Raw genomic sequence first — 13,887 nt, 5'->3', positions numbered from 1 at the left:
GTGTAATTCTATAGGTTACCGTTACTTGTTCACTTTGTTATACGATTTCCATGCCTTATCCAGCGCCTTAATGACATCATCCTGCGTGAGCTGACCAGCATAATAGGATTGTAGCGATTTGCCTGCCTCGTCCTTAACCGCTTGCGGGATAGATGGATCTTGGTACGACTTGCCTGCTTTTACGTATTCGGTAGCGTCATTAACCCAAGGATAGCTTTTAAACGTATGCACTTTGGAGATCGGGTTAAATTTCAATGCTCCATAGAACGCGCTAGAATCCTTGTCATCCAGCACATAGTTAACAAAATCGAGCGCAACCTCCTTGTTCTTGCTTGTGGAGGATACAGCCAGTGAAGTCGAAGTGGACAAATTGATCAATGTCGCATTGGGATCGTCATTAATCGGCAGCGGTGCTACCCCAAAATCCATCTTCGGATCAGATTTTAAAATCGTTTCCGCAAACCACGGTCCCTGAATCCACATCGCCGCTTTACCCGAGGCAAACGCAGCCGATCCATCATCCCCGCCGATTTCCAGCGCCTTGTCAGTACCGTTGCTATTCACCAGATCAATAATATCGAACATGCTTTTCATTTCGGAAAAGGAGCCTTGGTCCTGATTCATCCGTTCGATAAAATCTTTATTCTGTGTGTTCATCATCGCACCTGCTGTCAGAGGCACGAACAGCTGTGGAATCCAGGATTCCTTGTAAGACAACAGGAACGGTTTCACATTATTCGCTTTCAGCTTCTCAACCACAGCCTTCATTTCGGTCAACGTTCCCGGCGGCTGCAAATCCAAATCCTTAAATATCTTTTTATTGTACAAGTAGCCCCATGAGATCGTTTCTAAAGGAACAGCTACGACCTTTCCGTCTTTGGTTGTCACCGAAGGCTTCACACTATCCATCAATTTGTTGACAAAAGGCTGACCGGACAAATCCTCCAAATAGCCCGCTTTATAAAACGGAGGAATTTCATTCACCGCGTGCAATGCAAATACGTCCGGCGCATCATTGGATGCGAGTCTTGTCTTCAAAATTTGTGCGGCGTTGTCAGCAGGCGGCATCTCCAGTTGCACCGTAACGTCGATATTTTTATCTTTCTTCTCTTTCGCTACGAAAGCATTAATGTATTTATCGTAGTGCTCCTTCAAACGGGGCTGAGCAATAAACATTTTGAGATTCACCGTTTTGCCGTCTCCACCGGAACCGTTGCTGTCACTGCCTGAAGAATTCGCTCCACACCCGGCCAATAACGTGCCAACCAGCATCGTGCTCAATACACATTTCCACATTTTCATGAAAAATGACCTCCCCTATTTTGAAAATAACCGTTGCCCATCGGCAAATCAGTTGTTATTCAAAGCAGCTATGCCGCCGGTCTTCAACCTCTATTCAGCTCTGTGCAAACTTCATAAAGGCCAAATTCCATTGTACTGCTCGTTTTGTATACGCTTTCATTATAGAATGAGAGGTCACTTCTGCCATTGGACACCCTTAGTTTATTGGATTGGACTTTTTTAAACTTCCTTCCTCATTTCACCGGGTGCCATGCCAAAATGCTTTTTAAATACCCGATAGAAATAAGACACATCCTCATATCCTGCCATCTCTGCGACTGCTTTGATTGAAATCTGTTTATTGACCAGCCATTCCCGCGCCTTTTCCATTCTTCGCTCTACAATGTAGTCCGTTACATTTTGACCATACTCCTGCTTAAATACCTTGCTCATATACTCTTTGCTCACAAAAAAGTTTTTTGCCAACTGCTCCAGTGTAATCGGTCCAGCAAAGTGACTGTCGATATATCGTCGTACTTCTTCTAAATTCAGTTTGTTTTTATATTTCCGCTGCCGAATGAGCTGATCCAGTTCCTGAACATAGCACGACGATACGAATTCCAGCGCATGTTCTACAGAGGATACGGCATCCTGCGACAGTGGGAATCCTGCCTTTGCCGTAGAAGTATCCAGCCCGTTATCCGCTGCGAGCTCTTTTAGCAGGGAAAGAAGCTCCTGCACCAGCCTGCCCAGCATATGTGGACTTGGTGCTCCATAACTCTCCAGCTCCTGCATAACCTGCCTACAAGTTATGTTCACCCCGTCACGGTTCAACTCATTAAAATAAAGACGCAGCAGTTGCTTATACCGGGTCAGCTTGTGAAAAAAACCATAATCCAGCTCCGTCGCTTCTTGCTGCTGTTCAGCAGCCTTGACCTCCAGATCGTTTTTGCATTTGAGCAACACTGCATTCAGCTCTGTAGGATTGACTGGCTTTAACAAATAATCGACGGCCTTGTAACGGATGGCATGTTTGGCATACGCAAAGTCATCATATCCGCTCACGACAATGATTTTTACATCAGGACAATGGTTATTTAGCGCTTGCAGCAGCTCCACTCCGTCCGCACCCGGCATGTGCATATCAGTAATCACAATATGGGGAGCTAACTCCCCGACCAGCCTGAACGCCTCGTCTCCGTCTTCAGCCTCCCCTACTACCAACATTCCAAGTTTTTCCCATGTGCCAAATGTCTTTAGAATATCGCGGTTCCACGGCTCATCGTCCACAATTAATACTCTGATCATACTTTTCCCTCCTCTGCTGAGGTAAATGGAATGCGGATAGTGACACGTGTACCGACTCCCTGCTCACTATCTATCGTCACTCCGTAGCGCACTCCAAAATTCATCCGTATGCGTGAAGACACATTACTCAATCCGATATGACTCCCCTGCGCCCAGATCGGTTCCTCCGACGCGTTTTCCAGCTTTGCCTGTACTTTTTCCAGCTTGTCCGGGGCCATGCCGTTTCCATTATCGCAAACCGTAATACACACATCTTCTTTCATAATCTCTACCCGAATCCCCATTCTCCATGCCCCCGCCTTTCGGTCAAGACCGTGCTGAAACGTGTTTTCCAACAATGGCTGAAGCGATAGCTTAGGCAGTCGAATATCCATCGCTTGTTCTTCCGTCTCCACCTGAAACACCAATCTTTGTGGAAATCGCCGTTGTTGGATGCGCATATAGTGTCCCACATGGTCGAGCTCTGCGCGTAAAGAGGCCAAATCCTGAGGTTCCCGTACCACGTAACGGAACATCTCACTCAGCGACCGAATGACTTCATAGGTGTCCTCTGGCTTTTGCGAAAACACCATACTTCCGATCATTTGCAGCGTATTTTGCAGAAAATGTGGATGAATCTGCGCTTGGAGCGCTTTCAATTCAGCCGTCTTTTTTTGCAAATTTATACTGTATTCCGCCTGAATATGCTCGCGAATTCGGCCTGCCATCCCATGCAGACTTCTTTCCAGCAGCCCAATCTCATCCGCGCGTGTACTTGGCTGTCCAATCGATCCTTTGATCATATCCAGCTCCTGTACGGAACGCGCCAAATGAACAATCGGACGTGCAGTCCGCCATGCGATGAAAACGGCAATGCAGATGGAAACCAGGATTGAAATCACGCCGACGATAATACCATACAGCATCGTTGAAAAAGCGCTGTGGTTAATGGAGGAAGTGGGTACGATTTTGACCAGCTTCAGACCAACTACATCCAGATCATTATAGAACACATAATGTTCAGCAGTTTGAATCATCCCGGGGCCCGGCTTAACGTCACGAAGAGCTGACAGCACACTTGCAGGAGGAGGCGACTGCCGAGCCTGTGCTGGATACATAACTCCGCCATCTGCATCTGTAATAAGCACCTGATGCTGATCCCCTCGTCCCAGCAGGCCCAGCGTCTGATCGAATTGCGACCACAATACATCCAAAGAAATAGCCCCCGTCTGCTTCTGGTCTTCAAAACGCCGAATACTGCGCGTCAAAATAAAGCGTTCCGGGTCATTAGAGCTTGGACGAATCGAATAATCCTTATTCGCTTGCCACATCTCGGTATACTGTGGGGGAATACCGCTCACTGTCGTAATTTCATTTTGCATACTATTGAAGGTAAACAAGGTTTGCGATTGCTTCAAATAAAGCTGGATGCCGATCACATGAGTTCCGGCCGAATAATACACATTCGCCATCGTATTCAGCATTTTTCGCTGGGCATTAAATTGGCTTGAAAGATTGTCAGGCTCGCGCTCATTCAAATAATCGCTCAGATCAGGGCTGATCTGAATGCTGTAAATCAGATGATTTAGACGATCTAGCTGGTCGCTGATATAGATCCCCGTCCATTTCATATTGGACATGTTCGTCTCTACTACTTCAGCTTCCATGGAAGCTCTACTTTTTTCCGCAGCCAGCACCGTGACAGCAATGACCGGCAGCACAGATAGAACAATCATCGTCAAGATCAGCTTGAGCTGAATGCTGCGTCGATACGGGGCCGTCAGCGCCCGGAACCAGCGAACTGCTCGGGTTGTCATAGCGATGCACTCCTCTATTCAGCCATATGCGAAAACGCCCCGCAATTCGCAGGGGCGCTTCATGTACCGGATACTCCCGGAGAATACCTATATGATATTATTCGTGAGTCAGTTGTGGCTCACTATGCATCATTTACGCTTCTTCGATAATTATAACACCCCACGGCTCTAATGTAAGCGTTTGTCCTTGGGTAACCGCATGCTCCCCAATCAGCTCCTTGCCGTCTCCATGCGGATATACCACCGAGCCTGCTTGTTCGGAATAGTTAAAATAGTACCGGATTGTCCGTCCCAGCTCATTCGTGCCGGATTTAACAATGATCGGATAAGACGCTTCCTGATCCAGTCCCCATACTCCTGCCTTTTTGGCTACAGAGCTAAATAGTTCACGGATGACCGCCGGACTGACGACACAGCCGATGTAGGTCGCTGTTCCCTGACCATAGCGGTTTTGCGTAATCGCGGCATATTTTCCCCAATGCGGGTGATCGTAATAGGCCAACACTTCGGCGGTCGTCGGGGTAATCAGCTCCATCCACGTATCTACCTGATTGTCTTCTAGTGCCACCTCAAAAGGATTATTTTTGAGCGTCACCTTCTTCGGCTCCACGAACAAGCTGTAATGAATGCCGCAGGCTTCGCTAATCACGCCCGGCTGCCGGGACGTTCTCACCTGCACATGCTCGTCGGTAAATCCGCTTCGGAATGTGTATACCACATGTCCACCTTTCTCCACATATCGGTTCAGCTTCTCCAGTAGTGCATCTGGGGCAGAATAGAGAACCGGGACGATCAAGAGATCATAGTCGTCAAACGATTCTGTACCTGGATGAACGATATTCGTCCCGATATTCAGTTTATACAACTCGTCATACAAACGACGTACGATGTCATTGTAATTTAACGGGCTACTCATATTAAATTTAAACCAGTCAATCGACGTCAATGCTTCGTTACTGACCAGAATTGCCGTTTTATTTTTCTTTTTCAGGTTGACCAGATGTGGAGACAATCTTGCAAAATCCTTCCCTATGGTCTGTGCTTCCTCATACACTGGATTCGGCTCAAAATCATGGCTCAGCAGACCCTTCCAGTAGGTTTCGAAGGAATTATGGATGGAATGCCAGTGCCAGTATGCCACCATATTGGCCCCGGAAGCCAGATGGCTGAACGCTTGCAGACGCAATTGCCCCGGATAGGGAACCCAGTGGGTAAAAGCCTGCGCTTCCGTTTCTAGCACTAGATAGTTGTTATTTTTCGTCGAACGCGCTACATCGCCACCGAAGGAAATTTCAATGCCAGTCAGGTCATCCTGTGATGGATGGTAAATATCCACCCCAGTCACATCAAAGGCTTGCGATGCCGCAAAATGGTCCACATCCGGCTGAATGCCAAAGGAATAGCCTTTCCACGCAAAATCAAAGTTTTGCGTAACAAATTGGTCCTCCCGCTTATATTCCTTCACCAGCGCGACCTGCCATGCCAGAAAGTCCGTCACCAGCTTGCGCTGGAATTGGGAAAAGGCTGCGCCCAAACTTCCATTAATCGTTCCGACCACCGAAGGAAAGTCCTCCCAGCTATTGATGCGATTACTCCAGTAATCCAGACCAAATTTGCGGTTGAGCTCCTCCAGCGATTCGAACCGCTCCCGCAGATACTTTACAAATTGCAATTGCACATTGGGCCCGCTCGTGTTGTAATGCTTCGTCTCGTTATCCGTCTGAAAGCCAATAACCGCCGGATGCTGACTCACCCGCCCAATCAGCTTGCGTATGATTCGCTCGGCATGGAACAGGTACACCGGGTTCGTAATGTCCATAATCTGGCGAGCTCCATATTTGCCCGGACCTTGAGGCGTTGTCGCCAATACATCGGGATGCTCCTTCACCAGCCATGTGGGTACGGCATAGGTGGGCGTCCCCACAATGACTTCAATGCCCGCCTTATGCATGGCGTCCAGCACCCGATCCACAGAGGTAAAATCAAACACGCCGTTTTGCGGTTCATGCGTACTCCAAGTGGATTCGGCAATCCGCACCACGTTGATGCCCGCATCCTTCATCATTTGAATATCTTGGTCCAAACGGTCATAAGGCATATACTCATCATAATAGGCAACACCGTACAGTAGCTTTTTCATCAAGTCGTCCTCCAATTAGGTTCATCAGGATTTTGCAAAATTCAATTCCAGTCGCTCCGAAGTGCAAGATATAGACGAACCAAGCCGCCCTTTAAATTGGCCCGGTCAATGATCACGCTGAAGATCGGAGCGCTAAGTGCATCCCATATACGGGCTAGTACGAATAAAGTACCGATAATAGAAACAGATATGCCGACATAATCCGTATAAATAGCAGATCAAGCGCTTTCTTTTATATATAAAAGCTTACACTATAGCATTTGTAAACGCTCTTTTATTATAGTTAAATGTTAGATACAATGAGATTGTCTAAGCGGTGTAAAATTTGCCCTAATCGAAGGTGATCTGATGATATTAAATCCTGATATTGATCCAGCTCTATTTCATGATTGCCAATGGCTGCCCATTATTGACTGGAATGTGAAATTTTTTGGCGCCCATATTCACCGGGTCCAAGCGGATTGGTGCATGCCGGAGGAATCTCATATCGGTTTTGAAATTGCACTCATTTTAGAAGGTCGTCAGGAAACGATTATGGAAAATAACGTATATTCGGTTGGGGAAGGTGATATTTTAATTATTCCGCCGGGTTTCAAGCATGTGAGTCAATGTGTTTCCCCAAACGGCATGTACTATTTTAGCTCTCATTTTAATGTCGATGATCCATTATTCCGTCAGGAAATGATTAAGAGCAATCAGCTCTTTTTTCCAGCGGGTACTGAAACGAATACCAAGCTGCAAAAGGTCGTCCATAGCTGGATTGGCATGGTGCAGGAAAGCGGAGAATATACGACAGCAGACCGTTTTCGTATGCAAATTGCCTTATTTGAGCTATTCGGGATATTCTCGCAAATGATATCTACCGGTTTGGAGCCCAGAATTGCGCCTTCATCCGTTCAATATGCCAAGGCCATCATGGAAGCCATTCAATCAAGGTTTAAGCCTTATCGGGAAGATGAATCTGGCGAGCAAGCATTCCGTCTTGAAGATGTGGCGGCTTCCCTCGGGATCAGTCCCGGCTATGCCCAGGAAGTGTTCCGCAAGGTATACGGTTATTCTCCACGTCACTATCTATCGGAGACCAAGCTGCATGAGGCTAAGGTGCTGATCCAGCAGCCCAATCTGCCACTCAACAAGGTAGCTTCCCTGCTCGGATACTCCAGTCTGGCTCATTTCAGCAGGCAGTTCAAGCGCTGGACAGGCACCAGCCCACTTAAATACCGCCAGACGTTAAAACCGATTACTGATGAACAAAGGATTAAGATATAAGGACGGATAGCAAAAGCTCCACCGTGTTATTCAACCAAAAAAAGAGCGTGACACCGAATATCGCGGTTGTCGCGCTCTTTTGTCTCTATTTTCTATAAGCTGTACCGTTGCCTTAATGATCTAAAATCTTGACTAAGCACTCATTATTCAGATCACAGCCTAATATCCCCTATATGCTGGTGCACCACATACATCATCCCCATTAGGAATACGGCCAAAGCTAAGTAACTGATGCCAAATTTCCAGCGCGATGATGCGGGCACTTCGTAATATTTATCATTTTCAAACGGAATGTAATCAATTCCACACAGCAATCTGAGCTGGTACGCATCCGGCGTCGGTATATGTTCCACACCGTTCAGCCATACATGCTGGACAAGACACTGCTGCGGCAGCTTAAGTGTCTGCTCCACATCCAAACTTTCCATATACACCGTCACATATTGCTGCCCCTCCAAATCCGAGTAGGTATTAAAGGATAATCTGCGTGTGTGCTCCGGTCCGGGCAGCGGATATCCTTGCTCATACAGATGCTGTACATTCACCAGCGGCTTTTGCAAAAAGGATTGGATCTTGACCTCTCCTTTATTGCGTTTAACATATTTTTTGTACAAATCGTAGGCAAAGAACGCCCATATGAAGAAAAATAAAAAGGATTTTAAATATACTACGACTACAATTCCACCCAATAAGCCCACCAGCCACAGCCAACGCGTCACTGCCGTGGAAATTCGTCCTCCGTCGAGTGGATGAATCGGCAGCAGGTTGATCAGGTTCAGGAAAAAGCCGACATACGAGAGCGCATACAACAGGGGACTGTCTGTTGCATAGGCTCCTGCGTATACCGCCATAGCCCCAACCGTCCCCAGTAACGGGCCTCCCATGGCTACATAAGCCTCTGTCTGCGCATCCAAAGGTTGCCGTTTCATTGTGATCAGCGCACCGAGAAAAGGAATAAATAACGGTGCTGACACGGGAAGCCCCTTGCGCTTGGCAGCCCATACATGTCCCAGCTCATGCACAAACAACAGCAACACGAATCCGACCGCAAATCCCCACGGGTAAATGATCGCATATGTGCTAATCGTTATCGCCATAGATATCAGCGCACCGCCAAATTTACTGAATTTTAAAAGGGCAAGTAACGACTTGCCTTTCAGAAGAAGCAATGCTGCTGCACTACCAAGGTACCATTTGGATGAGCCGGATTTGGAATCGGTCTTTTTCTCTTCATTTTGCAAAGGTATCCGTCTCCTTTCTTTAACACTTCCATTGTATCCTGCTATGTGCAGCTTGTAAAAACTTCTCTAACCACAGATAAGCGAACCGGGGTAGCCGTTTATATTATTCCTCGTATTGTAGACATTCTCCAATGTAGGATGTTATATTGGTGCTGGGTTAGATGCCCTATTTTGTAAAGGAGGTTTGCTCTTTCATGTGTACTCACTACATGCGTCTCAGATAAAAGGATAGGCTTTTGAATGAAGCTCAACCGTTTTTTTATATGGAAGGTTGATGCTTGTTTAAGTTACCTTTTTTTAAACTAAATCTGAACAATGAGGTGTGTTTCATATGACTGAAAAGCGTTCCTTGACTAACTCAAAAGACGTTAGCGATATATTGGCCCTTGCCAAAAGCAACGGGCTTCACATACTACATGAAAGATTGGAGCTCAACGAGTCCGGGCTAGATTTCCGGGCACTATTCGCCAAAGACATTCAGGGTACCCCTTGGGTTCTACGTACACCGCGACGAACAGATGTGGTCCAATCAGCCGCTTACGAGTACAAAGTGCTTCAGTTGATTCGTGATACTCTTCCTGTAGCGGTACCGGATTGGCAAGTGTATAGTCCAGAGTTCATCGCCTACCCTCAACTGGAGGGCACTCCTGCCGCTACCATTGATATGGAAACCAAAAGCTACGTATGGTTCATCAATCCTGAGGCTCTGACGGAAAGATTCGTTGCTTCGCTCGCTAAAGCCTTAGCCGCGTTGCACCGGACGGATCACCAACAGGCAGCAGATTTCGGTGTCCGCGTAAAGCAGCACGACGAAGTTCGGCAATTGATGGCCCAGCGGATGAAGGAAATAAGGCGCATCTTTGGTGTATCTGGTGAGCTGTGGCAACGATGGCAAACCTGGCTGGTAGACGATAGCTACTGGCCGGAATATTCCGCACTTGTACACGGCGATTTGCACCCAGGCCATATTCTAGTCTCTTCGAATACAGAGGTTACTGGAATGTTGGACTGGACCGAGGCCGAAGTAGCTGATCCGGCGATTGATTTTACGAGTTACTATACTTTGTTCGGAGAAGTAGAGCTTACTCGTTTATTGAAGCTTTACGAGGCAGCAGGCGGATATGTATGGCCGCGTATGAGCGAACATATCGTTGAACTGACCGCGGCTTACCCTGTGCTTATCGCCGAATTCGCCCTCAAATCCGGACTAGATGAATATATGGAGATGGCACGTAACGCGCTGGGTATCCATGAGCAAGAAGAAGGACTGCCCGACATATAATATAGCTATAGCCACTGGCAGGCTTTGGTTCAATGACGGACCAAGGCCTGCTTTTTTTCTGCTCTCCTTTTTCGTAATGTTGCGTTCCGCACCCAAGTGTCCATCCTCCTGTCTGTTCTGTTATCATATAAGAAAACGGAATAACCCAGGAAAGGATTACGAATCATGAGTTTTGAACTTACCCGGCGAGCCATCAGACAACTATGCAGTCAAGCCGCTTATGACGACGGGGATGCCTATTACCGGGCCAAAAGGGTGGCCTTTACACAAATAGATCATGATGAAGGTGTGTACGAAGCTACGGTCAAAGGAAGCAGCTTTTATGCTGTTGCGGCGATGATCCGATCCAATGGAAGTATCCGAGCAGAATGCACCTGTAGCACATTTCAGAACACCGGACGATATTGTAAACATATCGCAGCTGTTCTCCTTAACGCCCATGATATACGCCGTGGAAAAAGTCTGTCTGTGCGCTCCTATGCCTCCAGGCTTCATCCCGGTACTGCCCCAGATACAGCAGGAAGCATGGATTCAGACGGGATGTACGCATCTACAGATGCTCCATATGATCACACTGCTAGAACGGCACGATCCTCTGACATCACACGAGGCGATCTCCAGCTGACCGACAGTATGTTAAAACTATTTGACCGCAAGCGACCGCTTCGCAGCACACCAACCCTGCTGGATACTCGCGCGGTCTTGGATTTTCAGTTCGTCATCCGGCCTTTTGCCTATGGTTACCAAAAATATATGTTTAGTGTAGAAATGAAGGCTGGTCCCAAACGATTATATATCGTCCAGAAAATTCGTCCGTTTCTGGATAGTATTGACCGTGGGGATAGCTACATGTTCACGAAAAGCTTCTCGTACGAGCCTGAGTTGTACCGCTTCCGTCCTGAACATGACGCTATTCTCCAGCAATTATCCCAGGTGTGCCACCATGAGCGTATGATTCGGGAAACCTCAGGCACATATTCATCTTCCAGTAGTCATATGAGCGGCGAGCGAATGCTCCTCATCCCGCCTGCGGCTTGGGAAAGGCTGCTCCCCTTGCTGACAGCAGCACAGGGCGTCTACTTTGAAATTCACGGAAACATGAGCGAGGGTATTCCCCAGTCCGACCTGATGCTTCCGCTGCAATTTGAATTTGATGAGGCCGAAATCGAAGGCTACCAGCTAAGCATTCAAGGATTGGATGACTTGACCATCATGGAAGACTATGGTGTCGTCATTGCCGATGGCAAGCTTGTCAAACAGAAAGCCGATCCCTTACGGCGTTTGTCCGAGCTAAAACGGATGATAGAAGTACACCACAGGCGAAAAGTTCAGATTGCGCCAGAGCAGATGGAATCTTTTATGGACAAGGTTGTACCCGGGTTAATGAAGCTCGGACGTGTTCATATGACTCGGTCCGTCTCAGATCGGGTCACACAGCAGCCATTGAAGGCAAAGCTATATCTGGACCGGGTAAGAGACAAGCTGCTGGCAGGGCTGGAGTTCCAATATGGGGATATCATCATCAACCCGCTGGAAACAGATGCACGAACGCCTGGTATCGACCGAATTCTGATACGTGATGGGGAACAGGAGCAGCGGATTTTGGAGCTGATGGAGCATAGCTCCTTTGCTAGAACAGATAGCGGATATTTTATGGAAGATGAAGATGCAGAGTATGATTTTTTGTATCATACTGTTCCGCAACTGGAAAAGCTGCTGGACGTCTATGCCACAGGTGCAGTCAAAGCAAAAATAAACAATACTCTGCCTACCCCAAGGATACGCGCGGAGTGGGATGAACGTACAGATTGGCTTGAATTTAAATTTGATATGGAGGGCATACCGGAACCGGAAATTCGCAAACTGCTCAAATCGTTAGAGGAAAAACAGAAATATCACCGTCTGCCGAATGGTGCCTTGCTGCCGCTCGAAACAGAAGAGTACAAGGAATTGATTCGGTTCATGAATGAAACAGGTATCCGCAAAAGTGATCTGGATGCAGCACAAATTCGTGTTCCCGTCACGCAAGGACTGTACTTAATTGATCCTCACGATCATGGGAAAAATCTGACTTTGGGTAAAACCTTTCGCCAGCTGCTGGAAAATATACGCAACCCAGACCATCTCGACTTTCCAGTTCCAGACATGCTTGCCCCAATCTTGAGAGATTATCAGGTTTACGGCTTTCAATGGCTTAAGACATTGGCGCATTACCGTTTTGGGGGCATTTTGGCAGATGATATGGGGCTGGGTAAAACGCTGCAAAGTATCGCCTTTCTCGTCTCAGTATTGCCGGAGATCCGCAGCCAGCAGCTTCCAGCCATGATCGTGTCCCCTGCATCGCTGGTATACAACTGGCGGAATGAGCTGGAGAAATTTGCTCCACACGTCCGCGTCACTATCGCAGATGGCAGCCCGGAAGAACGCGGCCGAATCATACGGGATGCCGCCAGTTATGACGTCGTCATTACGTCCTATCCGCTGCTACGGCGCGATGCAGATGTGTACAGCAAGCCATCGTTTCATACGCTCATTCTGGACGAGGCGCAGGCTTTCAAGAACCATGCCACCCAGACGGCACAGGCTGTTAAGGATGTAAAAGCTCGTTACCGGTTTGCCCTGACAGGAACGCCCGTAGAAAATACGTTGGAGGAGCTGTGGTCCATCTTTGACGTTGTATTTCCTGCGCTATTTCCCGGCGGGAAAAGAGCGTTTCACAACCTGCCTCGAAATGTGATCGCCAAGCGGGTTCGTCCGTTTTTGCTGCGCCGTCTTAAGAGTGATGTCCTCAAGGAGCTGCCAGAGAAAATCGAATCCGTGCAGGTATCCCGGCTTCTGCCAGATCAAAAAAAGCTGTACACCGCCTATCTGGCCAAGCTTCAGCATGAAACGTTGAAGCATCTCAACGAGGAAGGATTTCAGAAAAATCGGATCAAAATTCTCGCCGGTCTGACTCGACTTCGTCAGCTCTGCTGTCATCCTGGCTTATTCATCGAAGGATATACGGGTAGCTCTGCCAAATTTGAACAGCTGTTGGAGATCATTACGGAATGTCTCAGCTCCGGGAAACGGATGCTCATTTTTTCACAGTTCACCACGATGCTTCAAATGATCGGACGCGAGCTTGCTCGAGAAGGGGTGTCCTACTTTTACCTGGATGGGCAGACGCCCGCTTCGGAACGAGTCGAGCTGTGCAATCGTTTCAACGAAGGAGAACGCGAGCTGTTCCTGATTTCCCTAAAAGCAGGAGGCACTGGCCTGAATCTCACTGGTGCAGATACGGTCATTCTGTATGACCTGTGGTGGAATCCCGCTGTAGAGGAGCAGGCTACCAACCGAGCACACCGAATGGGCCAGAAAAAAGTCGTGCAGGTTATTCGTCTCGTCGCCCAAGGTACGGTAGAGGACAAAATGTATGAGCTGCAACAAAAAAAGAAAAACATGATCGACCAGGTCATTCAGCCGGGGCAAGAAACCCTTTCGGCACTGACCGAGCTGGAGATTCGTGAACTGCTCATGATCTAGCCAACTCTCCACGCTTATTTTTACGTTAGTCTGACAATTCCACAT

9 protein-coding genes are annotated in these 13,887 nt (G+C 47.7%); 3 read left to right on the top strand and 6 right to left on the bottom strand.

What is annotated here, in order from left to right:
- Positions 1 to 21: 21 nt before the first annotated feature.
- The 5 genes from NLX73_RS22035 to NLX73_RS22015 all read right to left on the bottom strand — a co-directional run bounded on the left by NLX73_RS22035 (position 22) and on the right by NLX73_RS22015 (position 6,737).
- Positions 22 to 1,302 (bottom strand): ABC transporter substrate-binding protein, encoded by a 1,281-nt coding sequence (locus tag NLX73_RS22035; RefSeq protein WP_254327338.1) that lies wholly within the window; start codon positions 1,300 to 1,302, stop codon positions 22 to 24.
- Between the two features lie 219 nt (positions 1,303 to 1,521).
- Positions 1,522 to 2,589, bottom strand: a complete 1,068-nt coding sequence (locus NLX73_RS22030; protein ID WP_254327337.1) for a response regulator transcription factor — start codon at positions 2,587 to 2,589, stop codon at positions 1,522 to 1,524.
- Positions 2,586 to 4,385, bottom strand: a complete 1,800-nt coding sequence (locus NLX73_RS22025) for a sensor histidine kinase (RefSeq protein ID WP_254327336.1) — start codon at positions 4,383 to 4,385, stop codon at positions 2,586 to 2,588. The genes NLX73_RS22030 and NLX73_RS22025 overlap by 4 nt, the downstream gene beginning before the upstream one ends.
- Positions 4,386 to 4,518: 133 nt before the next feature.
- Positions 4,519 to 6,525, bottom strand: a complete 2,007-nt coding sequence (locus tag NLX73_RS22020; RefSeq protein WP_254327335.1) for a beta-galactosidase — start codon at positions 6,523 to 6,525, stop codon at positions 4,519 to 4,521.
- Positions 6,526 to 6,566: 41 nt separating this feature from the next.
- A complete protein-coding gene (locus tag NLX73_RS22015) occupies positions 6,567 to 6,737 on the bottom strand; it encodes an MFS transporter (protein WP_257785385.1) in 171 nt (56 codons plus the stop codon).
- A gap of 136 nt (positions 6,738 to 6,873) precedes the next feature.
- Here NLX73_RS22015 and NLX73_RS22010 point away from each other — a divergent pair, with 136 nt between their 5' ends.
- A complete protein-coding gene (locus NLX73_RS22010; RefSeq protein ID WP_254327334.1) occupies positions 6,874 to 7,794 on the top strand; it encodes an AraC family transcriptional regulator in 921 nt (306 codons plus the stop codon).
- 152 nt (positions 7,795 to 7,946) lie between these two features.
- Here NLX73_RS22010 and NLX73_RS22005 read toward each other — a convergent pair whose 3' ends face one another.
- Entirely contained in the window at positions 7,947 to 9,035 is a 1,089-nt protein-coding gene (locus tag NLX73_RS22005; protein ID WP_235307180.1) for a site-2 protease family protein, read from the bottom strand.
- A gap of 331 nt (positions 9,036 to 9,366) precedes the next feature.
- On the opposite strand from NLX73_RS22005, the gene NLX73_RS22000 reads away from it, so the two are divergent.
- Both NLX73_RS22000 and NLX73_RS21995 read left to right on the top strand, forming a co-directional pair.
- Complete coding sequence (locus NLX73_RS22000) at positions 9,367 to 10,317, top strand: macrolide 2'-phosphotransferase (RefSeq protein WP_254327333.1); 951 nt, start codon at positions 9,367 to 9,369, stop codon at positions 10,315 to 10,317.
- Between the two features lie 165 nt (positions 10,318 to 10,482).
- Positions 10,483 to 13,842: a DEAD/DEAH box helicase gene (locus tag NLX73_RS21995; RefSeq protein ID WP_254327332.1), complete on the top strand. Its 3,360-nt coding sequence runs from the start codon at positions 10,483 to 10,485 to the stop codon at positions 13,840 to 13,842.
- The last annotated feature ends 45 nt before the right edge of the window (positions 13,843 to 13,887 follow it).

Origin of the sequence: Paenibacillus sp. CH40, from assembly GCF_024213605.1 — a bacterium.
Classification (GTDB): Bacteria; Bacillota; Bacilli; order Paenibacillales; family Paenibacillaceae; genus Paenibacillus; species Paenibacillus polymyxa_B.
This window is presented reverse-complemented; position numbering and strand designations above follow the sequence as displayed.

Coding starts and splice junctions, on each gene's coding strand:
- NLX73_RS22010 (WP_254327334.1), top strand. CDS start 6,874: ATGATATTAAATCCTGATATTGATCCAGCTCTATTTCATGATTGCCAA.
- NLX73_RS22035 (WP_254327338.1), bottom strand. CDS start 1,302: ATGAAAATGTGGAAATGTGTATTGAGCACGATGCTGGTTGGCACGTTA.
- NLX73_RS21995 (WP_254327332.1), top strand. CDS start 10,483: ATGAGTTTTGAACTTACCCGGCGAGCCATCAGACAACTATGCAGTCAA.
- NLX73_RS22000 (WP_254327333.1), top strand. CDS start 9,367: ATGACTGAAAAGCGTTCCTTGACTAACTCAAAAGACGTTAGCGATATA.
- NLX73_RS22025 (WP_254327336.1), bottom strand. CDS start 4,385: ATGACAACCCGAGCAGTTCGCTGGTTCCGGGCGCTGACGGCCCCGTAT.
- NLX73_RS22030 (WP_254327337.1), bottom strand. CDS start 2,589: ATGATCAGAGTATTAATTGTGGACGATGAGCCGTGGAACCGCGATATT.
- NLX73_RS22020 (WP_254327335.1), bottom strand. CDS start 6,525: ATGAAAAAGCTACTGTACGGTGTTGCCTATTATGATGAGTATATGCCT.